Below are 25,332 nucleotides of genomic sequence, written 5' to 3'. Positions count from 1 at the left end.
AACGTTAATACAAATGAAATAACATACTCCAGAGAGGGTCGGAGTGACCTACGTTTTCGTTGATTTATTTCTTCGGCAACGCTCAGAACAATAAACGATTTCCTCCCAATTTCGCGCCCACTTATTTCTCCAAGAAAACGGGCGCTGACAGACCGGACAGACTTTCATGGGAAGGTTGGATTTAAAACCTTTCATCGCGCTGAATGTTCACTCCTAATTTGGTTAAAATTACTTATCAAATAGGTACAGGTAATCGCCGTAGCCTAAACTCGCCATCTTGTTCACAGGTACAAATTTCATCGCAGCAGAGTTCATGCAATAGCGTAATCCCGTCGGCTTAGGACCATCTTTAAACACGTGACCTAGGTGTGAATCACCAAACTTACTGCGGATCTCCGTTCTAGGGTAGAGCAGTTTATAATCGGTTTTCTCCACGATGTAACCCGGGTTAATTGGTCGAGTAAAGCTTGGCCAACCTGTGCCAGATTTGTATTTATCAGTAGAAGAAAATAGCGGCTCACCGGTCACAATATCAACATAAATTCCCGCTTCTTTGTTGTCCCAGTATTCATTATCAAACGGACGCTCCGTGCCTTCTTCTTGCGTCACGTAATACTGTAGCTCTGTTAAGTTTGATTTGATTTCAGACTGAGCAGGTTTACTGTACGCTTTCACTTTCGAAAGCAGCTTTTTTTCTTCAATCAACTGTCGAAGTGTTTTAGGGCTTTCTTTTCGATCTTCACCAAACACTTCGTCGAGGTATTTATCGCGACCTGATGCGTAGCGGTAGTATTTGTATTTCAGACTACTCTTTTTGTAGTAATCCTGATGGTAAGACTCCGCAGGGTAAAACTTTTCAAACTCGATCAGCTCTGTTTTCAACGGTTTTGGATAGATCATCGCCTTGTCGATTTCCATCATAAACTGCTTAGCAATCTGCTTTTGCTCCGCATTATGATAGAAGATCGCCGGACGGTATTGAGGACCACGGTCAACAAATGAACCTTTATCGTCGGTAGGGTCGATATGACGGAAGAAGTAATCCAGCACTTGTTCGTAGTTCACAACAGCAGGATCGTACTTCACCTCAATCACTTCAATATGACCAGATTTACCAGAAGAGACTTGGCGGTAAGTCGGGTTTTCAATATGACCACCTGAATAACCTGATACAACATCGATTACGCCGGGCAGTTGCTCTAAATCCGATTCTGTACACCAGAAACAACCGCCAGCTAGCGTTGCGATTCTTGTATTCTCTGAAGCCTTCAGCTTATCCATCGTATCGGCGGTACCTGTTTTACTCAATAGTAGAAACAAGACTGGAAGTGCGAAGGAGAAACCGGCCAATAACTTAGACATATTCTTCATAGCTACCTCATCGTTATTTTTGTAGAAAGTGTTACTTGAATAAAAAGTGTTACGTATAGAGAAAGGTAACCGAGCGAAAAAATTACAGTAATGTTGAAAATTCCGTTGCCCTTTTATGCGATAGAGCTAAAGTATCGACAAGAAACATACCGCTAGTAAGGGCAACGATGCCTTGAATAAGCGATGCTAAATGAGGTAAATCATGCAAGCTGAAGTTAAATGGATAGAAGATTTTAAATTCCTTGGGCAATCTCAGTCGGGCCACTCCGTAGTGATGGATGGCAATGGCGGTGCAACCGCACCAAGCCCAATGGAAATGGTACTAATGGCTGCTGGTGGCTGTAGCTCTGTCGATGTTGTTGATGGTTTGAAAACAGCAGGCCAAAAGGTTTCGTCAGTTAATGCCAAGCTAACCACAGAGCGTCGTGAAACCGCGCCGCGTATCTTTACGCAAGTGAATATCCACTTTGAAGTGTCAGGTGACGAGCTTGACCCAGAAGTCGTAGCAAAAGTGGCGGCTGACTCGCTAGAAAAATACTGCTCGGTTTGCTTAATGCTAGGCGAAGGTGTTGAGATGACCCACAGTTGGGAAATTGTGTAAGTCGACAAACTCCACAAAATATAAAAACAGGAAAGAGAAAAGTCCGGGCTTTTCTCTTTTTTTATTTCACAGTTCACGTACCTTGTGAAGAATCTGAAAGCAGTAATTGCAGGTTGTAGGAGTCTTCCAGTGACAGAACTAGAAAAAATGATGTCTGGCCAGGTCTTTGATGGCATGGACAAAGAAATTGACGCCATTAGAAGCCATGCTCTTCAAGCACTTAGAGCACTTAACAATAACACCGACGAAAGTCAGCGCGACGAATTGCAAAAGCAGCTATTTGGCAAGGTAGGCCGTTGTATTGTCCAGTCCCCTTTTCATTGTGAATTTGGTAAGACCATCGAAATAGGTGAAGAAACCTTTATCAACATGAACGTGGTCATGCTCGATGGTGCCAAAATTACCATTGGGAACCACGTGCTCATTGGACCGAGCGTGCAATTCTATACCGCTTCTCATTCTGTTGATTACCGAAGTCGTCGACGTTGGGAAACGTTTTGTAAACCTATCACGATTGAAGATGATGTGTGGATTGGCGGAAATTCCGTCATCAACCAAGGTGTAACAGTTGGCGCTCGCTCGGTGATTGCGGCGAACTCGGTCGTTAACCATGATGTGCCGCCAGATTGTCTATACGGAGGCACGCCAGCTAAGTTGATTCGTCGTCTCAACGAAGAAGAATTATTGTAAGAGAGCAAGCGTCGTTGTGACAATTATATAGCTTTCGAGAAGAATATAGCTTATTCGAGTTACATTAAGCCCAAATAAGCTATTTCTACATTATTCAACTTCAAAGTTTCAACTTGAACTTGAAAAACAATAAGGTATTAAGGGTTTAAACTATCTACTAATGCGAGTATTCCAGCTGAAGAGAATACGACTATCAGCATAGAGGAGTTTATAATAATTATTCCTATTAATAGAATTGATAGTGAGCGGTACCATCTAGGCACTTCTTTGGAGATATCGGGTAACTTTCGTTTTTTACCTGAGCTAGGTTGGACGATTAAACGAACAAACATCAATGTTCGGAAAAATGCGTAAGGCCATCCCGTAAATAGAGCTAGTTCGAAAGTGTTAAAATAAGGTTCTGTAAAGTAACTATTGACAACTTTTTTTGGCATTAAAATATGCATGATACCTATAAATAATGTCTGGAGAAAAATAATCAATATTCCAGAAAACATTAAGTATCCAATAATATTCCAAACTAATTGCATATGGCACCCAAGTTTGTCTTTGAAACTAAGTCAGGCTGAGAGCCTAAGTTGTTGTATGTAAGCACAGCTGCTTTACCGGAGGCGTACCCAATAGCGGTAGTACCGGCAGCGAGTACAATGGCAGTCCCCCAGCCAATAGGGTTTGATACTAAAAATAGACCGACTAACGCGCTGGTACCCATTCCTACAACTGTGCTAGTTATTGACTCAACAAAAATTTCATTCTTCTCATGTTGGTCTTGTGTATTCGCAATCTGAATGCAGGAAGCCGTCAGACCAACACCGACTAAAACATGTCCGCCCACTTTAGATGCTTGAGCTATTTTATTCAGTTTTTCGGCTTGTTTAACTATATGAGCATTCGCAGGTAACCCTCCACTTCGAGCTATGCGAATAGACTGGTGAGTCGTTTTGTTGCCAAATAACAGCTTTTCCATAGGGCCAACATTTTTCTTTAGTAGGTCTAAATGTTTTTTACGTCGACCATCATATTGTCCTTTACTTATTACTCCGTTTTTATAGTTTGCGTAAAGGTCGTTGATGTTCTCAATGAGCTTAATATTTCCTTTACTCATCAAGTTACCTGTAGCACCCATCAAGGTACCTCCTGGAATAGTAATCATATTGGCGTTGTTTTCTAACCATGCCAACGCCCAAAACATGTCAGCATGTTGCGGTGGAACTTGATTTGAGATTGATTTTGGAGGTTGATTGTAGCTGAGAAGATTGGGAGGCAAAACTTTATGGGGAGGAGAGCTGGGCATTTGAGGTTTAGACGCTGGGTAGGTCCCTAGCTTCGCGATACTTTTAGGAGGTAACGCATTGTTACTTTGAGTTTTAAGTTGAGAGCTTGATTTGGGTAGAGCTGATAACCAAATGATATCGCCAGCTCTAATGCGGTTAGGATCTGAAATATGCTTGTTTAATGTCATTATATGAGTCAGTACCATCTGATAGTCCTTGCTACCATATGGAGCACCATACATGTTTAATATAATTGATGATAAGTTATCATGAGTTTTTATTTTATACTCAAATAATCCCGACACAGAGCACCTCTAGCTAATAATTTGTTTGTGCAGATACTAACAAAAAACTATATTTAATAAGGTTTATTTTTTGTATTCTAGACTTTCATTTTAAAAAGTTAAAAATTAGCTGATGTATTTATTATTTGTATGAAATTGTTAATGTGATTTTTTACATTTAAAGTGTGATATTAAACTTGGTTGGATAAGTGAAGGTCATACATGATTTGCTAGTGATAAAAAACCTGCGATAAAAAATACAAGTGCTAACATTGTAGAGTTTATGATAATTACCCATATTATTATGAAGGATAATAGGCGGTACCACCTAGGCACCTCTTGGGATACATCGGGTAACTTTCGCTTTTCACCTGAGCTAGGTTGAATGATTAAACGAACAAACATCAATGTTCGGAAAAATGCTTAAGGCCAACCTCCAAATATAGTTGGTCGTGTATAAAATTGATAAACTTAAATGGCGAGATGTAAGCCTTGCACAACTAACAAAGGTTGGTTAAACAAGGCTAATAGTCGGTTATGGATGAATAACGATTTGTTGCTCCTCTGTCATCACAAGTGTCGCTTTGCTTTGTTCGATAAGTTGGGCAGCATAAGAAGGGGTAACTGCCTGCATATCACCTTTAGATCGAAGAGTTAAAGACTCCCACGCTTGATCTCGATATTTCCCTGCTTGGGTGTATTGAATCAGTACTTTCATAGCTTCACGCTCCGGTGTGGTTGACGTGCTACTTAAGTTAACGATCTTAGGTTGGTTGCGCATCTGTTAAAAATGAAACATTAGTTTAACTAAATGTGCCTTTCCAAATATCTCGCATTGAGCAGAGCAATGTAGAATCCTTGTGATGGAAGGATGAAGAACACTCAATCTTTCGATTCATACTGCGCAATATAATGTTTGAGAGATTTGGTTTCCGCACTCTGAAACTCTTCATCGTGCATACGCAGTGCTTGGATACGGTCGAGGCGGAACTGGCGGTAGTCATCGCGCAATTCGCACCAGGCGACCAGCGTCCAGACTTTGCCCCAAAAGAACTGGCCTAACGGTTGGATTTTTCTTTCGGTCACTTGTCCGCTTTCATCTTGGTAATCCAAACTGACCTTAAACTGATGATCAATCGCGTGGCGCAGAAGCTGCCCTCGTTTGGCAGTCTCGGATTGGGTGTGATAATCGGGCACAATCAGCGGACAATCTTCCACTTGTTGTTTGAGCTTATCGGGCAATACCGAAAGTATTTTGGTGGACGCAGAGTGAGACGCTTCGGCGAGTTCAACATCCGACCAGGCTCGAACCATCCGCATACCCAGTTCAAGCGCCATCATCTCTTTTTCTGAGAACATCAAAGGCGGCAGATGAGAGCCAGCTTGCAACAGGTAGCCGACACCTGCTTCACCTTGAATCGGAACACCAGAACTGAGCAACGACTGAATATCGCGATAAATCGTACGTTCGCTAACTTCCATTCTTTCTGCGAGCTCTTTCGCTGTCACGGCGTAACGCTTTGCGCGCAGAAGCGTCAGTAGCTCAAACAGTCGTTCTGATTTGCTCATGATGTTCCTTATCTAGACCTACTGGTTGTTAGTGGTAGTGTGGCTGATTACTTCTCTAGCTCACTGCACATTTTTAAGTTGTGATGTTTAAGCTCGAAGCTTTCGCAGTCAATCATTGATAACAGAGGCTGAAATTCAACGGCTTGCTTAATCTGGTTTCCCGCCTGTTTTGCATCGTCCATTGAACGCCAGTAAATGATGTCTGTCCACACATCGTCCGTCGCTTCGTGACTGAGTGAGCGATACAAAAAGCCCGGCAGATTCTTCACAAACGTTTGTGACTGTTTGGCAGCGGCGATCGCGTCTTGCTCTGTTGTGCCTGCGGTTAGACGAAATTGCACAGTTTCGATAACGGTTTCCATATTGTGATTCCTTATTGGTTTTGGCGGATTGCCTGTTGAGTTCCAAATAAGGTTACGCGGATGGAATGTCAGAACATGTCAGTAGTGAAATCTCACTCACTTATCATCAATATGGCTATTTTTCTGGGCTGTTGTAACGATCCCAGTAAGGTAAATCTGTACCGAGTTTTTCGCTGATAAAATCGATAAAGGCTCTTACTTTCAACGTCATGTGCTTGCGCTCAGGAAAAACCGCATAAATGGCGTGTTCTGGTAGAGAATACTCTTCCATCACCGGTTTTAGATTTCCTGCGGCAAAGTCTCTTCCTGCAATAAATGTTGGCAGTTGCGCAATGCCCGAACCTCTTAACAGCAACTGGCGAATAGCTTCGCTGTTATTGACGATAAAGTGTCCTTTTGGAAGCACCTTGTATTCGCTGCCGTTGTTGATGAACATCCATTCGACGCCGCCACGGAAATAGGAGTAGCGCAGGCAGTTGTGACTGACTAAATCACTTGGTTTTTGTGGTGTTCCAAACTCCGCTAAGTAATCTGGCGAGGCACAAAGCACACTTTTACAAGGGGCGAGACGTTTTGCGATGAGATTGGAAGAGGTGAGTTCACCAATACGTATCCCCAAATCAAAACCGTCCTTAACCAAATCGACCATTTTGTCTTCGAGGTTTAAATCCACTTCAATTTTCGGGTAACGAGCGAGAAACTCGCTGATCAAAGGCGCGATATGCAGCACACCGAAAGACATCGGCACGGTAATTTTGAGCCGACCTTGTGGAGAGCCTTGCAGTTCCGATACCGCGTCTACGCCTTGCTGGGCTAGGTTGAGCGCTTGAGAGGCGTACTCAAAATAGCGTTCTCCTGCTTCGGTCAGGCTCAGCTTACGCGTAGTTCGATTAAGGAGACGAATGCCCAAATCGTCTTCTAGTTGGTTGATGCGTTTGCTGATCGCCGATTTCGTCAGATTCAGCTGTTTGGCCGCAAGGGAAAAGCTGCCGCATTCGACAACAGCAACAAAAACGGGCAGGGAGGCAATCGCGTTCACATCAATCTCCTATTATCGTGAAGCATTTATTGTTGAGCACAAGGATACAATTAATTTCCAATTATAGAGATTATCTTCAAGAAGAAAACAATCTAGACTATGCACCAGTATTACGACCTTGATTTTGGGAAGAAGAAAATGAAGTACGATTGGATCCTGTTTGACGCTGACGAAACCTTATTCCACTTTGATGCTTTCAAAGGTTTGCAGCTTATGTTTTCTCGCAAAGGCGTAGATTTTACTGAACAAGATTTTGCTCATTACCAAACCGTAAACAAACCGCTTTGGGTGGATTACCAAGATGGCAAAGTAACGGCAGATGAGCTAAAACATAAGCGTTTTACCGAGTGGGCTGAGAAGCTGAATACCACAACAGCAGATCTCAATAGCGCATTTTTAGAAGCAATGGCCGATATTTGCAGCTTGTTGCCAGGTGCAAAAGAGCTGATGGAAGCGCTGCAAGGCAAAGCCAAAATGGGCATCATCACCAACGGTTTTACAGAGTTGCAAGCAATTCGCCTTGAGCGCACAGGGATGACTGAGTACTTCGATAAAGTGGTGATCTCTGAACAAGTGGGCGTAGCAAAACCGGACTTAGGTATTTTTGAATACGCGATGCAGCAAATGGGCAACCCATGCAAAACGCGCGTACTGATGGTGGGTGACAACCTGCATTCCGATATTCTGGGTGGTAATAATTTTGGTATTGAAACTTGCTGGTTAAATACCACAGGCGCAAGCGTCGATGAGCGTATCGCACCAAATTACACCGTTGAGTCTTTGAGTGAACTAAAGAACATTTTGGTGGCGTAACCGAATCGGGTATTATTCCGCAGTAACCCTCAGAAAAATCAAGGAATAACCATGTCAGACATCAAACAGTTAGACAGCAAAGTCGTTTACCAGAATAAGTGGATGACGGTGCGTGAGGACAAAATTTTACGTCCGAGCGGCGCAGAGGGCATCTATGGTGTGGTCGACAAACCTGATTGTGCTGCGATTCTGGCTATCGATAACGGGATGATTCACTTGGTTCAGCAGTACCGTTACACCGTAGGTCAACGTTGTTGGGAGATCCCACAAGGGGCGTGGGAATCAAACCCAGATGCGGATCATCTTGAGCTTGCCAAAGGCGAGCTGCGTGAAGAAACGGGCATGCAGGCGAGCGCAATGGCGTATGTCGGCGCGCAGTTTATCGCATACGGCTTTTTGAATCAGACATGTCACGTCTACTTCGCCACTGATTTAACGGACGTGGGCAATCAACTCGACAGTGAAGAAGAGGATTTGATCACTCGCGCTTTTTCTGTTGAGGAGTTCGAACAGATGATGATCGACGGCACGATCAAAGATTGTGTCACCATCGCCGCTTATGGTTTGGCGAAGCTGAAGAAATTCATTTAGTTATCCATGACGATTTTTTAATGAAAACAGCGGCCTAGTGCCGCTGTTTTTAGTTTGGGTGAGTTCGTTGAGCCATCGCTTACTCGTCGATTTTCTTACCTAAGATTTCCACTTGCGCTTTTTTGGTCACCCCCGCGACTTGCAGCGCTGTGCTGCCAACCGATTCATAGTTCAACTCGATCTTGTCTAATTTCGCGTTATTTTTTGTTGGTAGGCTTAAACTTCTTGATGACATGCCTTTAGTCAGAACACCTAAACTGTCGAACGTCTTTTCCTGACCATCTTTCATGATTACTTTAACGCTTTTCAGATCGACCGTACCTTGCGTACATTTGATTTTGATGTGGCTGAAACGAGCGTTAGCAAATGGTGACAGTGGATTGACTGTGTCGGTTTCCGATTTAAAACTGACGGTTTTATCTGCAATCTTGTCCCAATCGTTGTCTCCAGCAATCGATTGGAAAGAGGCTACAGCCGCTAAAAGACAGAGCGCGATGGTGTTGAACAGTTTCATAACTTTTCCTTACCTTAGGTTTAGATATTCTGTTTAATCAGTTCGATGACGTGTGTGACTTCGTCTTGAGTTAAAGCCCCTTCTTTCACGAATAAAATTTCACCTTGTTTATTTTGTACGATAATCGCAGAACTTTCTTGCTGCAGATCCCAAGTTGTTGCTAATACGCCATTTTTGTCTAACACCATGGAAGACCAAGAGAATGTCTTTTTGCTGTCCTCTGCCGACGATTTTACAAATGTACCGGTTCCCCATATGGCGTCTTCTTGGTTGATCACGGTTGTGGTCTGATACTGATCTTCAGGAAAGTGAGCGGCAGTGATTGCTGACATCAGCGGCGCGTTCATCTCTTTGGCTTTACTACGACCTGCAATGGCTTGTATCACACGGACTTTGCCTAACATCTGCTGAGTTGCCCAAGGTTGATAAGCCACATCGTCTCCTTGCAGCGTCATTTCGCCATAGGTATCAATGCTGACGGAGGGGGTGGTTTGACCGACAGAAAGGTTATGAGAGAAGGCGAATGTCGGGGCGAGTGCGAGTAAGAGTGACAGAACAGATGGAGTTTTCATTGGGGGTTCCTGTAACGAAGTGAGGTTAGAGCGAATCAAAATAAGGGGCAAATACGATGCCCCTTATCGGATGTGGCGTTTAGTTAGAAAGTACAACGCGCGCATTTAGCGGTTGCAGCGGACGATTGTTTTGTCCCATGACTTCCATCAGTTTCGCGGCTTGATCTTTGGATAAGGTTTGAGTGTCTTTAAGCACAAACCAGCGCACACCTTCTGAACATGGCGGTGTGGTTAAAGAGCCGTTAAATCGATAGTAGTTTGCAGTTTTTGGCAGTAAGTCGTTAATCTCAAACGTATCTTTAAAGAAAGTGGTTTGATTCTCTTGTGGGATTGCGTTGATCAGTTTAGACAGCGCTGCGTTTTGATCGCCAGCATCAAACATCACCGAAATTACCGCCAACTCGCCATCTGCGTTGGCGTGCACAAAGTGCGCTTCAAGTGGATATTGGCGGCCTTTGATTTGGTTTTCTGAAGGTGTGTGAAATGGAACTGTTGCAGCTCGAACGTCTCGCCATCGATGGTGAAGCTGTTACGTCCGTTCACTTGCGCTTGCAGCGTATGACCATTGTTGGTTAAACCAATGACTTGACCTGTGTACGAAAGGTTCAGTGCTTCCAGTTTTGCATCGGCTGGGTTGTCGATGTTGATTGGGCTTTGGTTTTTCGTGGTTGCGCAGTCTTTGGCGATTTCTCCCCAGTGTTCTGGCCCGTGTTTGTCATTGCCATAGCCCCATTCCGAAGCCTGAGCCGCGCTTAGAGTGAGAAGTGAGAGTGAAAAAGCAAGTAGTGTTTTGTTCATAATAATGTCTCTGTTCGGTCGCTTTGATAAGCGTTGTTACAAGGCAATGACCTAGAGGTTTGATCACTGCCTGACAAATTAGAAACGGTGGCTGAGTTGGGCACCAATTAGGAACGCATTTGAATGGGTCACGCCCGTTACCATCGGTGCAGGAACACCTTCATACGCGTACTCTTCTACGTTGACATCTTCACCAATCAAGTACGTCATGCCGATGTCAACCGTGGTATCTGATGACCATTGGTAAGAGGCACCCGCAGATAACCAGTGACGGTTCGAATCTGGGATAGAAAGCGAAGTCAGCTCATCGACAGGTGTTTTGTCGAACATGTAACCCGTGCGAAGTGTCCAACGTTCATTGGCGTACCAAGTCGCACCGATGGAGTAGTGCGCGGAGTCTTGCCACTGAAAATCTTTTAGCAACTGATCATCAGCTTTCAAGCTGTCAAATGCTGACCAACCAATCCACTGCACAGAATAGTGCAGGGCAAATTTAGGTAAGACGCGGTGATAACCGGAAAACTCCGCAATATCCGGTAGCGGCATAGCAAGCGAGTCGTACGATTCGCCAGCAAAGTGGATGTCGCCCTTGGCATCTATGTTAGGGCTGTGCTTGTAGCTTAAACCTAAGCGATGACGTTCGTTAAACTCGTACATCATGCCAATGTTCGCGCCAAGCCCAATGCCGCCAGCTTCCACATCAAGTGCGTTGCCTTTTACTGCTCCGCAACGTTGGTCTAGTTCGTTTCCAAGTATGTTCCCACCAACGCAAACACCCACGTCCATATCGCGGTACAGCTCACCAGAGCCGTAAATCACATCAATACCACCACCGATACTAAAACGATCGTTCACCTTGTATGCCAAGCTTGCGCCAAGGTTGACACTCGCTACGCTGGTGACACCGCCAAAAACAGGTGCGCCATAGTTTGGTTTAAACTCCATGTCGGTTCCGAAGTTGGAGTATGCCGATAAGCCTAGATACCAGTCGTCGTTGATAGGGTGAATAAAGTAAAAATTGGGTACAACGGCTGGTTGACCAACGCCATCGACGTCATCAATGTCGGTCACGGTCTCTGATGGGGTAACACTTACACTTGGTGGTTGAAGGTTGGGTATCAATCCACCTCCCATGCTAACATCGACATCCGCATTAATATTAGCTCGATGATATTGCGCATTTTTAACGGTAACGCCAGGTTTGACGTAAGTGACACCGAACGATAAGGCATTTTGTTTAAACAGCGTCATCGCTGCGGCGTTGCGGCTGACTACAGACGCATTATCACCAATGACGGCATCACCAGCAAAAGCACGACCAAGACCCGTCGCCGAATGTTCGTTAATTTGAAAACCACCGGCATACGCCGTCGATGAGGCTAAACCGATTAATAAATAAATCGGTGAAAGAGTGAATTGTCGCTGCATGTTTTTTCTCATGAATTAATTAGAGATTGTATTGCAACGAAAAGCAGTAAAATAAACAAATCTGACCAGTATATTTAGGAGTAAAACTAACAGTATGTTGACAATAAATAAATTTAACTTAATAAATATTTATTGATGAATTTATTAATGGTTCATGTCGTGAATGTGGTGATTATTTTACGTGTAAATTAAACTCAGAGCCTCTATTTTTATTTTTGCGGTATTACTTCTCTATTTTTATTGTGCTGACTGTTCCCTAACAAACAGAGGCAAATCCAGCGATAAAGTGTCCGTGATGGAAACTCTGAGTCATTTGTATTTCCATTGCATCCCAACGTTGGTAGTTCGAATCAGCAAGAGAACTATCGTTTTAAACCCACATGACACACTCCTCTCGGTCTTACCTGTGTTATGTGGGTATTTTTTATTTAACTTGTCACTTAACTCCTCTTGAAATTCAATAATTAAAAATGGCCATAATGAAATTTAAATTGATGGCATATTGAATAATTTTGGACTTTACTGGTTTGTTGGTATTTAAAAATTTTGTTTATAATACTTATAACTTGAATTTCTATATTAAAAATGGTCTTTGCTATACGTATTGAATAATATAGTTTTGAAGTGACTATAATATCTCGGATTTTTCACGTTAGTGAAGTTATTCATTCAGTTTCTTGACGTTAATTTACCTATCTTTACGTCTCGTACCCTGTACGGCTAAGAAAAATAGCAGTATAAAATCAAAACGATTATTTACTTCAATCCTGCTATGAAACTCAATAAAAAATGGCTCGTTTTGTGTGGCCTACTTGCTATTGGTGCTGGTGGTTATCATTATCTGCAACGTCCAGAACCCATTTCTCCTTACGCGACAGAAGTCGTTCGCAAAGGCAATATCGAAAAGGCGGTATTAGCCAACGGCATGTTGCAAGCGTCCAAATTGGTGAATGTAGGTGCGCAAGTATCTGGGCAAATTCAACGTCTCGCTGTGAACTTAGGGGATGAGATAAAACAGGGAGACTTGATTGCTCAGATTGACAGCCTGACTCAGCAAAACAGCCTCAAAGAAGCCCAAGCGTCTCTTAATAGTCTCAACGCTCAGTACCAGGCTAAGCAAGCGCAGATTAAACAAGCAAACTATGAATACGTGCGCCAAAAAGGCATGTTGGCAGCGAAAGCGAGCTCACGAGCTGATTACGAGAATGCCGAAGCGACGCTCGCCATCTACAAAGCCGAGTTAGCGCAACTGGATGCTGAAATCGAGAAAGCCAAAATCAACGTCGACAATGCGCAGTTAGATCTCGGTTACACCACCATCAACGCACCGATGGATGGCACGGTGGTCTACACCGCGGTGGAAGAAGGACAAACCGTAAACGCCAATCAAACCACGCCAACGATTATCGAGTTAGCCAAGTTAGATACGATGACGGTGAAAGCCGAAATTTCGGAAGCCGATGTGATTTTTGTTCACCCAGGCCAAACGGCGCTGTTCACCATTTTAGGCAAACCGAATCAGCAGTTTAAAGGTACATTGCGCGCCATTGAGCCGGGGCCAACCATCATGGATGGCGATGACAGCGATTTGAGCATTTCAGATAGCGACGCCATTTACTACAACGCTGTATTTGATGTGAAGAACCCGCAAGGTATTTTGCGCATCGGCATGACTGCGCAAGTTTCGATTGTCCTTGAGCAATCGGAAAATACCTTGATTGTCCCTTCACAAGTGCTGCAAAAATCTGGCGGCAAAGGCAACTATACCGTGCCAGTGCTTGAACAGGGCCAAGTGGTGCAAAAGCCCGTGACAGTGGGTATTAACAACAAAGTGAACGCAGAAATTCTCTCAGGTTTGAAGGAGGGCGACCAAGTTGTTCTTGGCAATGCTATGGATGGAGAATCATCAAGCCGAGGTGATCGTCGTCGACCTCCAATGAGGTTCTAAGATGAGTGACGTGCTTTTAAAAGTTGAGGATTTAACTCGACGATTTGTCTCTGGCGACGAATCGCTTACTGTGTTGAACCACATTAATTTAGAGATAAAACGCGGTGAAATGGTCGCGATCGTGGGAGCATCAGGTTCAGGTAAATCGACGCTGATGAATGTGCTCGGCTGCTTGGATAAACCGTCCAGCGGTCGATACTTCATTAATGGGCAAGATGTCTCGACGTTGGAATCTGATCAACTGGCGGAACTGCGCCGCGAGTATTTTGGCTTTATATTCCAGCGTTACCATCTGCTGGGGGATTTAACCGCGGTGGCAAACGTGGAAGTACCGGCGGTTTACGCGGGAGTTCCTCATCGTCAAAGAACGGATCGAGCGCAGTCACTATTGGCTCGCTTGGGGCTGGAAGATCGTTTGACCCACAAGCCCAGCCAACTGAGTGGTGGCCAGCAACAGCGCGTGAGTGTTGCTCGTGCACTGATGAACGGTGGTGAGGTGATTCTCGCTGATGAGCCCACTGGCGCATTAGACAGTCACAGTGGGCAAGAGATGATGGCACTGCTTAAAGAGTTGCATCAACTTGGGCATACTATCATCTTAGTGACTCATGATATGAACGTGGCGAACTTTGCGGATCGCATCATTGAAATCAAAGATGGTGAAATCATTGCAGATACGCCAAATGCACAAGTTGTAATCAATGAGCAAGCAGCAAAGACACCGAGCGCATCTTTTCATCGCCCAGCGCAAGCCGCCAGTAAGTGGTGGAAGTGGGACAGTTTTATTGACGCGCTAAAAATGGCGCTGCTGGCGATGTCTAGCCACAGAATGCGCACGTTTTTGACCATGCTCGGCATCATTATTGGTATAGCCTCGGTGGTTTCCGTGGTGGCACTAGGTAATGGTTCACAACAGCAAATTTTGTCGAATATTTCATCCATGGGAACAAACACCATTGATGTCAGGCCGGGCAAAGGGTTTGGTGACCGCCGCTCCGGACGAGTGAAAACGCTAACCGCCGACGATGCTAAATCGTTGGAGAGTCTACCTTTTGTCGACAGTGTCACGCCGTCTTTATCCAACAGCTTAACCGTGCGTTACGCCAATCAGGATGCAACCGCGTCTGTGGAAGGGGTTGGGGAAGATTATTTCCGTGTGCGCGGTTATGAGATTGCCAAAGGTCAGTTTTGGGATGAAGAGAGCGTGAACTCACTCGCCCAAGAAGCAGTGATTGATGACAACACCAGAAAGGAAATGTTTGCGGATAGAAATCCGATTGGTGAAGTGATTTTTCTTGGTTCATTGCCAGTGCGTATTGTGGGTGTCACGCAGAAAAAAGAAGACGCGTTTGGTAACAGCGACGCGCTGAAAATTTGGGTGCCATACACCACTATGTCGGGACGCATGATGGGACAACGCTACCTCAACGGCATTACTGTACGGATTGATGAGAACGCCCCAAGTGCGGCGGTAGAGCAGAGCATCATCAACTTGTTAAAAATGCGCCACGGTACAGAAGATTTCTTCACGATTAACACTGACACCATTCGTCAGAGCATCGAGAAAACCACCGCAACCATGACGTTACTGATCTCAGCGATTGCGGTGATCTCCCTAATTGTCGGCGGAATTGGCGTAATGAACATTATGTTGGTGTCGGTGACAGAGCGCACGAAAGAGATCGGTGTGCGAATGGCTGTGGGTGCGCGGCAAGCGGATATTTTGCGTCAGTTTTTGATTGAAGCGGTACTGGTGTGTTTGTGTGGTGGCATTGCTGGTATTGGCTTGGCGTTTTTGATTGGTTTTGCATTCAGTACATCTGGCAGCAGCTTCCAAATGATTTACTCAATGAACTCGATCATCTGGGCGTTTATTTGCTCAACGTTGATTGGCATCGCTTTCGGCTTTTTACCCGCTCGCAATGCCGCCAAACTCGATCCGATAGAAGCGCTAGCGAGAGACTAAAAATGAGTAACACAATGAAATTCAAAACTCGATTGGTCGCGGCTGCCTTAAGCGCAGTGTGGTTGTCAGGTTGTGGTTCGCTTATGCGTAGCGACTATCAAGCTCCTGAGGTGCAAGTGCCTGCAAATTGGCAACAGATGCATGTTGCGGGTGATGTCAGTATGGATCCTTGGTGGTTGGCGTTTAACGACCCAACGCTTAATCAATACATTACTCAGGTGTTGGCTCAAAACAACGATTTGACGCTGGCAACGCTAACGCTAAAGAAAGCGCGTTTACAGCTGGGTTTAGCGCAAGATGACCTTTTCCCTACGTTGAGTTCTTCCACATCAGGACAAGTTCAAAAATCTCTTGATGGCGGGGAATCGGCAGATAGCTACAGCACTAACTTGTCCGTCAATTACGAGTTGGATTTGTGGGGAAAAATCTCGGCGGACGTTGACCAAGCCAAGTGGACGGCGATGGCAAGTCAACAAGATCGCGAGGCGACCGCACAAAGTTTGGTGGCAACGACGGCATCGTTATATTGGCAAATCGGCTATCTGAAACAGCGCTTAAACCTCAGTCAGCGTAATGTGGAAGACGCAGCTCAAACGCTACAATTGATTGAAAAACAGTACCAACTTGGCGCTGTGGATCAGTTAGATGTGCTTGAAGCCAAACGTACGTTGGCAAGCTTACAAGCGCAGCAAAGTGAGTTTGAACAGAGTTTACTTGAGGCAAACAACGCCTTTGCGATTTTGTTCAATCAACCGCCGAAGAGCATCAGTGCAAACATCCAAATGCTGCCTGAAGGCGATATGCCATCGTTGAGTGTTGGTGCTCCGTCTGATTTATTGATCCGCAGACCCGACATTAAAGCAGCGATTTATGAAGTCAAAGCCGCGCTAGCAAATAAAGACGCAGCAGATTTGGACTACTTGCCTAAGCTGACGCTCACTGGGGCTTTGGGTGGATCGTCACAAGCGCTCAAAGACCTGCTTTCCAACCCGATCGGCAGTTTAGGTGCAGATATGACGTTGCCGTTTTTGCAGTGGAATGAGATGAAAAATAGCCAAGCCATTGCCGATTTAGACTATCAATCGGCTATTGTAAGTTATCGCCAAGTGTTGTACGCCGCATTCCAAGATGTCGAAAATGCCTTGTCGGCACGCGAGAAATTGAAGTATCAGGCGGCGCGTTTACAAGAACAATATGATGCCGCAAGTGCCTCTGAGTCCATATATGCCGCGCGGTATCAGTATGGCTCGACATCGATCATGGACTATTTGAATGCCCAAGAAGACACCAGAAACGCACAAGCTTCTTTGTTGGAGAACCGCTACAACCAGTTTCTCACTCAGGTTACGCTTTACCAGTCTTTAGGAGGAGCCGACGTTGCGCCGTTGTAATTAGGTGTCAGCTCACACTAGCGAAGCGCCATGCAACAAAGCCTTTTTTGAAGGTATTACTGGTCCCATGAATGGGACCAGTAATAAAAGCTTAAGTTACTTGGCGAACTTCTTGAAAGGTGCATCAACCGGGGTGTCAGCTAGGTGATTGGTGTAGTTACTCATCACTTTTTGCGCTAGACCAAGAACAATTTCAAGCAGTTGCTGCTGTCCGTAACCTGCCGCAAAGAATTTCTCTATCTGAGACTCTTCCACTACACCACGTTGACGCACCATTTGAAGCGTTGTTTCTCGTAGTGTTTCAAGTTTTTCGTCTGCCAATGGTGTTTGGTTGACGAGAGCATCGACAATCTCCTGATCCACTTTCATTGACGCCGCGATCGCACTATGAGCAGGAACGCAGTAGTGACAACCATGTTCAACGTTGATGGTTTGCCATACGACGGTCAATTCTTCTGCGTTAAATGATGTTTGTTGAAAGAGCTCATGCACAACTTGATAACCCTCAAGCAAGGTTGGCGCTTCAGCCATAACAGCATGAAGATTTGGTAGCATGCCAAACGCTCTGACTGAATTTTCAATCAGATGCTTTGATCCTTCGGGTGCGTTTTCTGCGGTATACAGTTTAAATTCTGCCATGTTTAAATCTCCTGTAGTTGGATATGAGCGAATTAGGCAAGAACAGGATAGTTGATTTTGAGCGGTCGCTCAATATAAAATTGAGCATATGTTCAAAATTGATAATTGCTCATGGCGAATACAAAGAAATTCCAACGTGATGAAGTGGTGAAAGCTGCCTCGGATCTATTCTGGAAGAAAGGTTTTCATGCAACATCTACACGTGATTTACAAGATAGCGTTAATCTGCGTCCTGGAAGTATTTATGCGACGTTTGGGTCAAAAGAGGGGCTATATTGTGAAGCGCTAAAAATGTACGTTGCGAACTTACAAGCCCTGTTTGAGTTGCATTTAGCTCAGAACACAACGGTTCTAGATGCAATAGAAGCTTTCGCGATTGATGTGGTTATCAATCAGCGAGACTCCAATCCCAGTGAAGTGTGCATGTTAGTCAAATCAGCAAGTGAATTTGCTGAGGATTTTAATGCGCTGCGCAATCAAACAAACAGCTTAGCAAACCAATTTGAATCTTTTCTTGCAAAGCTGTTTGAGCGAGCAATCGAGAATGGCGAAATTGAAGCTCAGGATACATTGCTTCTTGCTCAGTTGTTCCAGGTTCAGTTTACGGGTATACGAGCCTACTCATACCGTAGTGATGATGTAACCTTAAAGACGTTGATCTCTATTATGGTGGACAGCTTCCGCGGTAACGTACCAAAAACAGAAAGCTGAATGAGGCTGCTCAAAGTCAACGTCTCTAAATCAACGGCTTGAACTAAGCGAGCTCAAATAAACCCGTTATCGGGGGTCGATATCGATAAAAAATGACCACGAAGCATCGTGGTCATTTTTATGCAGATTAACTTGCAATGAACAACAACGGCTTATTAAAAGCGAAACTCTTCTAAGTTATTGCTGCTTTCTAACATTTTTTCAGCCACATAACGATGCGTTGCTGTGGTTGGGTGAGTCACATCCCAGAACACGAACTTATCTGCGCCAGATGCTGCACATTCAGAACGTAATGAGTGAGTGTACATGTAGTCAACAGAGGATGAACGGTTGATGTCTAAGCAAGGGTCGCTTGCATTTACGAAACCGTGTTCTTCTGGTGCCGAGGTTAACTTCTCAAACAGTGCGTGTGTATCAAACAATGCGATGTTGTAGCCTTGGGCTTTGTAGTACATCGCTTGTGCTTTGATGAACTCGTTCATTTTCAATACTTTCGCACGAATCGTTTCAATTTCTTCCTGTGTTGAGTATTTGAACTGTGGTGCTTTGGTTGCATCAGGCAGTGTCATCAACATGAAGTTCTTAGCGCCAGCGTCTGTTAAACGAATCAGAGCTTCAGCGTAATCCGCTTTTACTTCCGGCACGCTACGGTTGTAGTTCATGAAATCATTTAAACCAAACTCTAACGTAAACAATGTGTTAGCAGGGTTGTAGTTCTTCGCCAGCTTTGTGTAGGTTAAGTAAGAAGAAACTTGTTCGCCGACACCAGTTAGCGCGATGTATTGGTTTTCACCTGCTGCGCCACCAACTGCCCAGTTGTATAGCGGTAAGTTTTTGGCTTTAGCAACGTATTCCGTCCAAACAAAACCGTTTGAGAAGTGACCCAAGAACCAGCTATTCGGGTTAGGGAAGCGCCATTGGGACGCGTTAAAGATGTTGCCTGTATCAGACAAGCTATCGCCCAAAGCCACTACTTTGTTTATTTGATCTGGTTGCATTGCAGCATCATTGCTCCAGATCGTGTGGTTATAAGAATAACGATTGTCAGCAGCAAAAAATGTAATGTCTGCGTTCTCGTTCGCTAGATCTAGTGTTTCTTCACAACGCTGACGAATTACGTTTTGTGAGGTATTGGTGTAGAACATGTTTTTAAATGAAACAGAGCTCCACCAATAGCCATCGATAGTGAAGTCACTACCATCTTGGTTTTTTGCCCATTTCCAATCGGTAGCCGCATCGTCCTTAGAGTGGCTCGTACGATACCAGCATCGAACGTACGTATAAGTTTGATTTTCTTGCGCGCTAACCACTTCAGCCGCAGAAACCATTGCTGGTGATAAAGTTGGCTCCTCTGCAATGGCGGAGGCAAGCGGAAGTAATGCAGTTAATAGTGTGATTGTTTTTTTCATCATTCACTCTTCTTGTAATGGTTATTGTTCCGAATGCGTGAATACGCTCGGCTATAACAGTATTTAGATGAGAATTTTTCTCACTAAACCTTCTAATTCTGAGTAAATGCTCAAGACAGTCAACAACTAAATATTCAATATTTCAGTTTTGGCACCACGGTCAAAAAATCCATTCAGCATAGCAATCGATTAAATGGGTGATATTTAGAATAATTACTCACTAACATTAATTTAACATTCACTTTTTGTTAATTAAGTAATTGCTTTATAAGGCTTTGTTTATGATTTTTAATGTTAACTTAAAGTGTTTATTGAATGATCTTTTGTACAAATTTGTATATTCATGAAACAAATTGTTTGGCATTTTTGCTCTGTAAACTATAGCTGAAGCTCTCATGCAAATATCATGATGATGACTTTTCATGAGAATATAGTGAATAAAAATTAGCTCAAATAAGGAATAGGGCAAATGCACTACACAACAAGTAAAAAACAAGGCTTATTTTCGTTGTCTGCCGTAGCAATAGCACTGACCACTTCGATGTCAGCGTTTGCGGCTCCACCAATGGGATTTGATGAATCTAAGTTACCGACGAAGTACATCGTCAAATTCAAAGAAGATGCAGTCAGCCGTTCTTCAATGGGTGGTAACTCATTCTGGGGGCCACGAATCGCGCAGGAGTCTGTTCTAGAACAGGTGAAGGCACGTAAGGTGGAAAAACTGGGCAATCGCGCCATTTACAGCGTTGAATTGGATGGCGATGACTTAGAGCCGCTTCGCAATCGTAGTGATGTGGAATACGTGGAAGTCGATCCACCTCGCTATTTGCTCAGCGAAACGACCCCATGGGGATATGAAGCGGTTAATGCTCAACTGCTAGCTGACTTCAATGCGGGTAATCGCACTGTATGTATTATCGATTCAGGGTACGACATTTCGCACAACGACCTAAGCGGTAACCGCGTTGCTGGTACTAACGATAGTGGTACGGGAGCATGGAGTGATCCGGGTAACAACAATGCCCACGGTACTCACGTCGCGGGTACGATTGCTGCGATTGCCAACACCGAAGGTGTAAAGGGTGTGATGCCAAACCAGAATGTGAATTTGCACATCGTGAAAGTATTTAACGAATCGGGTTGGGGTTACTCATCTGGGCTTGTTAAAGCAATCCAGACCTGTGCCGATAATGGTGCTAACGTTGTGAACATGAGCCTTGGTGGTAGTCAATCAAGCCGAACTGAGCAAAATGCACTGCAAAATATTTACGATCAAGGCGTTCTATTGATCGCCGCTGCGGGTAATGATGGCAATACAGCGCACAGCTATCCAGCTTCTTATGACTCAGTGATGTCTGTTGCGGCCGTTGATAATCAAAATGATCATGCAGCGTTCTCACAATCTACTAATCAAGTTGAGATCTCAGGCCCGGGTGTGGCGATCTTATCAACGGTTACGGTAGGTGAAGGTAAACTTTCTGATATTACCTTGAATGGTGTCAGTCAGTTTGATCGTGGGATTGTTCCTCACAATCGTTTGATCAATAACGGTTCTTCGTATGTTCCGGATCCAATCGCGGGTTCAGTAACGGCAACGCTAGATAGCTGTGATGTCTCTGGCGGTAACGTTAACTGTGGTGATATGTCGGGCAAAATTTGTTTGACTGAGCGTATTGGCAACCAGTCTTCAGGAAACTACCCTGAAGTGGATGCGGTTCAGGCTTGTTACAATGCGGGTGCGCGAGCTGCAATCGTATACAGCAACTCTGAACTACCTGGTTTACAAAACCCATTCTTGGTAGACACAAACAACGCTTATCGTATGGTTTCGGTAACGGTTGATCGTGCATTTGGTCAAGAGCTGTTGGGGTATGTTGGTCAGGAAATTACTGTTGCAACAACCTCTGGTGAAGATTACGAATACTACAATGGTACATCAATGGCGACACCGCACGTAACGGGCGTAGCTGGCTTGGTGTGGAGTTACCACCCAACCTGTACAGCAGCGCAAGTGCGTAATGCCCTAGTGAAAACTGCAACAGATATTGATGTTGCTGGTCGAGACAACCGTACTGGCCACGGCCTAGTTAATGCTGAAGCGGCGAAGCTGTTCTTGGACGCTGGCTGTAATGGACCTGATGGTGGTAGCTCTTCGGATTCTAGCTTCTCAAATACCAGCCCTGTCGCGATTCCAGATAATAAATCTTCTGGCGCAATCAGTGCAGTAGAAGTCGATCGCTCTGGTGATTCAGGCACAGTAAGTATTGACGTTGATATTAGCCACACTTACATCGGTGATCTACGAGTGACTTTAACGTCACCGACTGGTGGAGAAGTTGTACTTCACAATAATACCGGCGGCAGCGCTAACGATATAAAAAATACGTTCCAAGCGGACTTCTCTGGTTTTGAATCACAAGGCACATGGGAACTTAAAGCGGTGGACAATGCCAGAAGAGACACAGGCACCATCAACAGTTGGACTCTGACCTTTCAATAAGGAGTGACTATGAAGAAGTTGACCTTACTTTCTTTGTCTGCGGTAGGCGCTACCGCACTATTGGCAATCGGACTGAGCTCAAGCAGCTTGGCAAACAATCAAGGATTTCCTCTCGCGGATGAACGCCAAGATCAAGCCGAGCAGCAACCTGCACGTTACTTTGTTAAGTATCATGAAGGGAAAGAGAGCGAAGTGAGAGCGCTTCTTCGTCAGCACAACATTGAAGTGGTCGACGCTCTGGTGAAACAACACGTCTTGGTTGTGGTGGGCGAACAGGCGGAAGTCGAGAAGCTCGCGGATCACGATGCGGTCGAATATACCGAGCAAGAGCCGACAAGAAAGCTGCTATCTAACGGAACTACGCTTCAATAAGCCAAGCTTTCTTAAGATAGTGCCAAAAAGAAAAACGCCCCTCACGTGAGGGGCGTTTGTTTTCTTTCTATGATTACTTTCTATAACTGGTTTCTTCTAAAGTCAGTCATTTGCTATGACTTGAGATTGTTTAGGATTGATGCCGTTGAGCCTATTCCCGCATCAATCAAGTCAGTTATCAGCTAGTCATATTCAGACTAACCACTTAGCGAACAATCAGACCCAGTAGGATACCAACAGCGCCGAAGTCTGCGTCACTAAAGGTCGTGTTAGCAAAGCCTAGGTCACCAAGTACTGGCATTAGGAATACAGGTAGGAAGGTAATCAGTAGACCTTGTGCAAAAGCGCCCAAGATTGCACCGCGACGACCGCCTGTAGCGTTACCAAATACACCTGCTGCTGCACCCACGAAGAAGTGTGGAACGACACCTGGGATAATCACAGTAAGACCCATCACGTAAAGTAGGAACATGCCCAAAAGACCCGCCGCAAAGCTCGATAGGAAGCCAACCAATACTGCGTTTGGTGCATATGGGAATACAACCGGACAATCAAGTGCAGGTTTTGCGTTTGGTACTAGTTTGTCTGAGATACCTTTAAACGCTGGAACGATTTCTGCGATAACCATGCGTACACCTTGAAGGATAACGTACACACCACCGGCGAATGTGATGGATTGCATCAGCGCAAACATGAACCAGTGCTTACCACCGCTGACTTCGCGTACAAAGTCGCCGCCAGCGAAGATACATGTCACCATAAAGATGATGCCCATGGTGAACGAGATTGCCACTGGCGTATCACGTAGGAACAATAAGCTCTTAGGTACGTTCATCTCTTCAGTAGAGTGTTCTTTGTTACCGAACTTGCTGCCAATAAAGCCCGCTAGTACGTAAGAAAGGGTAGAGAAGTGACCAATCGCAACGTCGTCAGAACCTGTTACTTGCTTCATGTACTTGTGAGCAATCGCAGGGAAGAACACCATCACAGAGCCCACAACCAGAGAGCCAAGTGCGATCAGTGGAACACCTTTCATGCCGCTAGAAGCAAGGATCGCCGCTACCATCATCGACATAAATAGCGTGTGGTGACCTGTTAGGAAGATGAATTTCCATGGCGTGAAGCGAGCGATCAAGATGTTCACTAACATACCGAAGAACATGATCATCGCCATCTCTTTACCAAACGCTTCTTGCGCGATAGAGACGATAGCTTCGTTGTTTGGAACCACGCCAGTGATGCCGAACGCGTGTTGGAAAATCGTCGCAAAGTCACCCAGAGAAGTTACAACCAGACCCGCACCCGCACCAAGCACGATGAAACCAAGAATGGTTTTTACCGTGCCTTTAATGCACTCGGTGACCGGTTTTTTCTGGGCAATTAAGCCGATTAGGGCGATAAGACCTACCAGAACCGCCGGCTCTGATAGGACATCGTTCATTAAGAAACTGAAAAATTCCATAACGCCACCTTATAGAGCGCCAAGCTCTTGAAGTGCTACAGATAGACGCTCTTTCATTGCCACTTTGTCGACCATGTTATCAAGCGCAACGATGCGAGGTTCAACGCCAAGTGCGTTCAACTGCTCAACGATGTCGTTAGTACCGATGAAGATGTCACAATCCGTACCTTTTGCAGAACCTAGATCGATATGATCCACTTCTGCGTTTACATTCAATTCTTTCACGATGCCTTTGATGCTCATTTCCATCATTAGGCTAGTACCAAGACCGTGACCGCAAACAACCATAATTTTCATAATTCAGACCTTTTCTTTTTATAGGGGTGTATGCCCATTTTTTAAGGGCACATCAGGAGTTAGTATTTTTCGATGATCGCGAGAACATCTTGTGTGTTTTGAGCGGTGCAGATGGCTTCTACATGCTCTTCATTCATAAACAACTCAGCCAGTTTAGAAATCGCATCCACGTGCGAGTTACTGTCTGTCGCGGCTAGCGTAACCAGCATTTTCACTGGGTCGTTACCTTCAGAATCGAAGTTCACGCCGTTTTGAATCACCGTGATTGCAAGAGACAAACGGTTAACGCCATCTTCAGGGCGAGCGTGTGGCATTGCCATACCAGGACCTACCACGTAGTAAGGACCGAGCTCTTCGTGTGAGCGGTAAATAGCGTCCACGTAGCTTGGCTCAATCGCGCCATTTTCAATCAGTGCTTCACAGGATTTGCTCACCGCATCTTTCCAGTCAGTAGCATCAGAATGGATGCGAATCACATCAGAGGTAATCAGTTCACGTAGCATTGGATCTTTCCGGTTTGTTGTTTTGTTGATGGGTACTTTATCGATCAATTTGTCAGAAAAACCTGAGAATGATCACAAATGGTAGCGCTATCTGATAGCGCTATCATAAATTGTGATAGCGCTACCATTTTTATCTGTCATCCGAGTTTCATATGCTTGTGATCGACTTCTAATGCGCTAATATCAAAACCACTAAAACGCTGTGGTAAGATGTCGCGGCAGAAAATA

25 protein-coding genes and 1 pseudogene are annotated in these 25,332 nt (G+C 44.8%); 10 read left to right on the top strand and 16 right to left on the bottom strand.

Annotated elements, in window-relative coordinates; genetic code table 11:
- Positions 1–48 precede the first annotated feature (48 nt).
- Both R7M92_RS03630 and msrB read right to left on the bottom strand, forming a co-directional pair.
- Positions 49–195, bottom strand: coding sequence for a DUF2256 domain-containing protein (locus R7M92_RS03630; protein WP_225474148.1), 147 nt, complete (start codon positions 193–195; stop codon positions 49–51).
- Between the two features lie 33 nt (positions 196–228).
- A complete protein-coding gene (gene msrB, locus R7M92_RS03625; RefSeq protein ID WP_005374134.1) occupies positions 229–1,371 on the bottom strand; it encodes a peptide-methionine (R)-S-oxide reductase MsrB in 1,143 nt (380 codons plus the stop codon).
- A 202-nt stretch (positions 1,372–1,573) separates the two neighbouring features.
- Between msrB and R7M92_RS03620 the strand changes: the two genes are divergently transcribed.
- Together R7M92_RS03620 and R7M92_RS03615 are read left to right on the top strand one after the other, a co-directional pair.
- Positions 1,574–1,972 carry an OsmC family protein gene (locus tag R7M92_RS03620; protein ID WP_005374132.1) on the top strand — a complete coding sequence of 133 codons (399 nt, stop codon included), beginning with the start codon at positions 1,574–1,576 and terminating at the stop codon, positions 1,970–1,972.
- 129 nt (positions 1,973–2,101) lie between these two features.
- Positions 2,102–2,662 carry a sugar O-acetyltransferase gene (locus tag R7M92_RS03615; protein ID WP_053349374.1) on the top strand — a complete coding sequence of 187 codons (561 nt, stop codon included), beginning with the start codon at positions 2,102–2,104 and terminating at the stop codon, positions 2,660–2,662.
- Positions 2,663–3,182: 520 nt separating this feature from the next.
- Here the strand turns inward: R7M92_RS03615 and R7M92_RS03610 are convergent.
- From R7M92_RS03610 to R7M92_RS03590, 5 genes are all read right to left on the bottom strand, one after another.
- Positions 3,183–4,241 (bottom strand): glycine zipper family protein, encoded by a 1,059-nt coding sequence (locus tag R7M92_RS03610; protein WP_233272538.1) that lies wholly within the window; start codon positions 4,239–4,241, stop codon positions 3,183–3,185.
- Between the two features lie 514 nt (positions 4,242–4,755).
- The gene (locus R7M92_RS03605) at positions 4,756–4,938 is read right to left on the bottom strand and encodes a hypothetical protein (RefSeq protein WP_021035913.1); all 183 of its coding nucleotides are present in this window, start codon (positions 4,936–4,938) and stop codon (positions 4,756–4,758) included.
- Positions 4,939–5,102: 164 nt separating this feature from the next.
- A complete protein-coding gene (locus R7M92_RS03600) occupies positions 5,103–5,789 on the bottom strand; it encodes a helix-turn-helix transcriptional regulator (RefSeq protein ID WP_005374113.1) in 687 nt (228 codons plus the stop codon).
- 47 nt (positions 5,790–5,836) lie between these two features.
- A complete protein-coding gene (locus tag R7M92_RS03595; RefSeq protein ID WP_031815349.1) occupies positions 5,837–6,151 on the bottom strand; it encodes a hypothetical protein in 315 nt (104 codons plus the stop codon).
- Positions 6,152–6,266: 115 nt separating this feature from the next.
- Complete coding sequence (locus R7M92_RS03590) at positions 6,267–7,190, bottom strand: LysR family transcriptional regulator (protein WP_318132721.1); 924 nt, start codon at positions 7,188–7,190, stop codon at positions 6,267–6,269.
- Positions 7,191–7,328: 138 nt separating this feature from the next.
- Here R7M92_RS03590 and yjjG point away from each other — a divergent pair, with 138 nt between their 5' ends.
- Both yjjG and R7M92_RS03580 read left to right on the top strand, forming a co-directional pair.
- Entirely contained in the window at positions 7,329–8,003 is a 675-nt protein-coding gene (yjjG, locus tag R7M92_RS03585) for a pyrimidine 5'-nucleotidase (RefSeq protein WP_005374109.1), read from the top strand.
- A 51-nt stretch (positions 8,004–8,054) separates the two neighbouring features.
- Positions 8,055–8,594, top strand: coding sequence for an NUDIX domain-containing protein (locus R7M92_RS03580; RefSeq protein ID WP_017635078.1), 540 nt, complete (start codon positions 8,055–8,057; stop codon positions 8,592–8,594).
- A 79-nt stretch (positions 8,595–8,673) separates the two neighbouring features.
- Here the strand turns inward: R7M92_RS03580 and R7M92_RS03575 are convergent, their stop codons facing one another.
- The 4 genes and pseudogenes from R7M92_RS03575 to R7M92_RS03560 form a co-directional block, all read right to left on the bottom strand.
- Entirely contained in the window at positions 8,674–9,108 is a 435-nt protein-coding gene (locus tag R7M92_RS03575; protein ID WP_053349371.1) for a hypothetical protein, read from the bottom strand.
- Between the two features lie 20 nt (positions 9,109–9,128).
- A complete protein-coding gene (locus tag R7M92_RS03570; RefSeq protein ID WP_005480925.1) occupies positions 9,129–9,680 on the bottom strand; it encodes a YtfJ family protein in 552 nt (183 codons plus the stop codon).
- Between the two features lie 79 nt (positions 9,681–9,759).
- Positions 9,760–10,478: pseudogene (locus tag R7M92_RS03565) on the bottom strand (carbonic anhydrase).
- Between the two features lie 78 nt (positions 10,479–10,556).
- Entirely contained in the window at positions 10,557–11,906 is a 1,350-nt protein-coding gene (locus R7M92_RS03560) for an OmpP1/FadL family transporter (RefSeq protein WP_005384340.1), read from the bottom strand.
- Positions 11,907–12,678: 772 nt separating this feature from the next.
- On the opposite strand from R7M92_RS03560, the gene R7M92_RS03555 reads away from it, so the two are divergent.
- From R7M92_RS03555 to R7M92_RS03545, 3 genes are read left to right on the top strand one after another with little or no spacing between them, the layout of a single operon-like run.
- Positions 12,679–13,854, top strand: coding sequence for an efflux RND transporter periplasmic adaptor subunit (locus R7M92_RS03555; RefSeq protein ID WP_005384341.1), 1,176 nt, complete (start codon positions 12,679–12,681; stop codon positions 13,852–13,854).
- A gap of 1 nt (position 13,855) precedes the next feature.
- The gene (locus R7M92_RS03550) at positions 13,856–15,820 is read left to right on the top strand and encodes a MacB family efflux pump subunit (RefSeq protein ID WP_064369486.1); all 1,965 of its coding nucleotides are present in this window, start codon (positions 13,856–13,858) and stop codon (positions 15,818–15,820) included.
- 14 nt (positions 15,821–15,834) lie between these two features.
- Positions 15,835–17,211, top strand: a complete 1,377-nt coding sequence (locus R7M92_RS03545) for an efflux transporter outer membrane subunit (protein WP_318132719.1) — start codon at positions 15,835–15,837, stop codon at positions 17,209–17,211.
- Between the two features lie 96 nt (positions 17,212–17,307).
- Here the strand turns inward: R7M92_RS03545 and R7M92_RS03540 are convergent, their stop codons facing one another.
- Entirely contained in the window at positions 17,308–17,850 is a 543-nt protein-coding gene (locus R7M92_RS03540) for a carboxymuconolactone decarboxylase family protein (RefSeq protein ID WP_318132718.1), read from the bottom strand.
- A 111-nt stretch (positions 17,851–17,961) separates the two neighbouring features.
- Here R7M92_RS03540 and R7M92_RS03535 point away from each other — a divergent pair, with 111 nt between their 5' ends.
- Positions 17,962–18,561, top strand: a complete 600-nt coding sequence (locus R7M92_RS03535; protein ID WP_005374096.1) for a TetR/AcrR family transcriptional regulator — start codon at positions 17,962–17,964, stop codon at positions 18,559–18,561.
- Positions 18,562–18,716: 155 nt separating this feature from the next.
- Here the strand turns inward: R7M92_RS03535 and R7M92_RS03530 are convergent, their stop codons facing one another.
- Positions 18,717–19,973 carry a type 2 secretion system lipase gene (locus R7M92_RS03530; RefSeq protein WP_017819748.1) on the bottom strand — a complete coding sequence of 419 codons (1,257 nt, stop codon included), beginning with the start codon at positions 19,971–19,973 and terminating at the stop codon, positions 18,717–18,719.
- Positions 19,974–20,439: 466 nt separating this feature from the next.
- Between R7M92_RS03530 and R7M92_RS03525 the strand changes: the two genes are divergently transcribed.
- On the top strand, positions 20,440–22,470 hold the full coding sequence (locus tag R7M92_RS03525) for a S8 family serine peptidase (protein ID WP_318132716.1): 2,031 nt from the start codon (positions 20,440–20,442) through the stop codon (positions 22,468–22,470).
- A 9-nt stretch (positions 22,471–22,479) separates the two neighbouring features.
- The gene (locus R7M92_RS03520; RefSeq protein ID WP_318132715.1) at positions 22,480–22,842 is read left to right on the top strand and encodes an ATPase; all 363 of its coding nucleotides are present in this window, start codon (positions 22,480–22,482) and stop codon (positions 22,840–22,842) included.
- A 205-nt stretch (positions 22,843–23,047) separates the two neighbouring features.
- Here the strand turns inward: R7M92_RS03520 and R7M92_RS03515 are convergent, their stop codons facing one another.
- From R7M92_RS03515 to R7M92_RS03505, 3 genes are read right to left on the bottom strand one after another with little or no spacing between them, the layout of a single operon-like run.
- Positions 23,048–24,304 carry a PTS ascorbate transporter subunit IIC gene (locus tag R7M92_RS03515; RefSeq protein WP_005384349.1) on the bottom strand — a complete coding sequence of 419 codons (1,257 nt, stop codon included), beginning with the start codon at positions 24,302–24,304 and terminating at the stop codon, positions 23,048–23,050.
- A 9-nt stretch (positions 24,305–24,313) separates the two neighbouring features.
- Positions 24,314–24,601 carry a PTS sugar transporter subunit IIB gene (locus R7M92_RS03510; protein WP_005374080.1) on the bottom strand — a complete coding sequence of 96 codons (288 nt, stop codon included), beginning with the start codon at positions 24,599–24,601 and terminating at the stop codon, positions 24,314–24,316.
- A gap of 59 nt (positions 24,602–24,660) precedes the next feature.
- Positions 24,661–25,104 carry a PTS sugar transporter subunit IIA gene (locus tag R7M92_RS03505; protein ID WP_005384357.1) on the bottom strand — a complete coding sequence of 148 codons (444 nt, stop codon included), beginning with the start codon at positions 25,102–25,104 and terminating at the stop codon, positions 24,661–24,663.
- Between the last annotated feature and the right edge of the window lie 228 nt (positions 25,105–25,332).

Source organism: Vibrio sp. Vb2880, from assembly GCF_033337975.1.
Classification (GTDB): Bacteria; Pseudomonadota; Gammaproteobacteria; order Enterobacterales; family Vibrionaceae; genus Vibrio; species Vibrio alginolyticus.
This window is presented reverse-complemented; position numbering and strand designations above follow the sequence as displayed.

Coding starts and splice junctions, on each gene's coding strand:
- R7M92_RS03535 (WP_005374096.1), top strand. CDS start 17,962: ATGGCGAATACAAAGAAATTCCAACGTGATGAAGTGGTGAAAGCTGCC.
- R7M92_RS03605 (WP_021035913.1), bottom strand. CDS start 4,938: ATGAAAGTACTGATTCAATACACCCAAGCAGGGAAATATCGAGATCAA.
- R7M92_RS03570 (WP_005480925.1), bottom strand. CDS start 9,680: ATGAAAACTCCATCTGTTCTGTCACTCTTACTCGCACTCGCCCCGACA.
- R7M92_RS03550 (WP_064369486.1), top strand. CDS start 13,856: ATGAGTGACGTGCTTTTAAAAGTTGAGGATTTAACTCGACGATTTGTC.
- R7M92_RS03520 (WP_318132715.1), top strand. CDS start 22,480: ATGAAGAAGTTGACCTTACTTTCTTTGTCTGCGGTAGGCGCTACCGCA.
- R7M92_RS03630 (WP_225474148.1), bottom strand. CDS start 195: ATGAAAGGTTTTAAATCCAACCTTCCCATGAAAGTCTGTCCGGTCTGT.
- R7M92_RS03600 (WP_005374113.1), bottom strand. CDS start 5,789: ATGAGCAAATCAGAACGACTGTTTGAGCTACTGACGCTTCTGCGCGCA.
- R7M92_RS03510 (WP_005374080.1), bottom strand. CDS start 24,601: ATGAAAATTATGGTTGTTTGCGGTCACGGTCTTGGTACTAGCCTAATG.
- R7M92_RS03525 (WP_318132716.1), top strand. CDS start 20,440: ATGCACTACACAACAAGTAAAAAACAAGGCTTATTTTCGTTGTCTGCC.
- R7M92_RS03620 (WP_005374132.1), top strand. CDS start 1,574: ATGCAAGCTGAAGTTAAATGGATAGAAGATTTTAAATTCCTTGGGCAA.
- R7M92_RS03595 (WP_031815349.1), bottom strand. CDS start 6,151: ATGGAAACCGTTATCGAAACTGTGCAATTTCGTCTAACCGCAGGCACA.
- msrB (WP_005374134.1), bottom strand. CDS start 1,371: ATGAAGAATATGTCTAAGTTATTGGCCGGTTTCTCCTTCGCACTTCCA.
- R7M92_RS03560 (WP_005384340.1), bottom strand. CDS start 11,906: ATGCAGCGACAATTCACTCTTTCACCGATTTATTTATTAATCGGTTTA.
- R7M92_RS03505 (WP_005384357.1), bottom strand. CDS start 25,104: ATGCTACGTGAACTGATTACCTCTGATGTGATTCGCATCCATTCTGAT.
- yjjG (WP_005374109.1), top strand. CDS start 7,329: ATGAAGTACGATTGGATCCTGTTTGACGCTGACGAAACCTTATTCCAC.
- R7M92_RS03555 (WP_005384341.1), top strand. CDS start 12,679: ATGAAACTCAATAAAAAATGGCTCGTTTTGTGTGGCCTACTTGCTATT.
- R7M92_RS03515 (WP_005384349.1), bottom strand. CDS start 24,304: ATGGAATTTTTCAGTTTCTTAATGAACGATGTCCTATCAGAGCCGGCG.
- R7M92_RS03545 (WP_318132719.1), top strand. CDS start 15,835: ATGAAATTCAAAACTCGATTGGTCGCGGCTGCCTTAAGCGCAGTGTGG.
- R7M92_RS03540 (WP_318132718.1), bottom strand. CDS start 17,850: ATGGCAGAATTTAAACTGTATACCGCAGAAAACGCACCCGAAGGATCA.
- R7M92_RS03580 (WP_017635078.1), top strand. CDS start 8,055: ATGTCAGACATCAAACAGTTAGACAGCAAAGTCGTTTACCAGAATAAG.
- R7M92_RS03575 (WP_053349371.1), bottom strand. CDS start 9,108: ATGAAACTGTTCAACACCATCGCGCTCTGTCTTTTAGCGGCTGTAGCC.
- R7M92_RS03530 (WP_017819748.1), bottom strand. CDS start 19,973: ATGATGAAAAAAACAATCACACTATTAACTGCATTACTTCCGCTTGCC.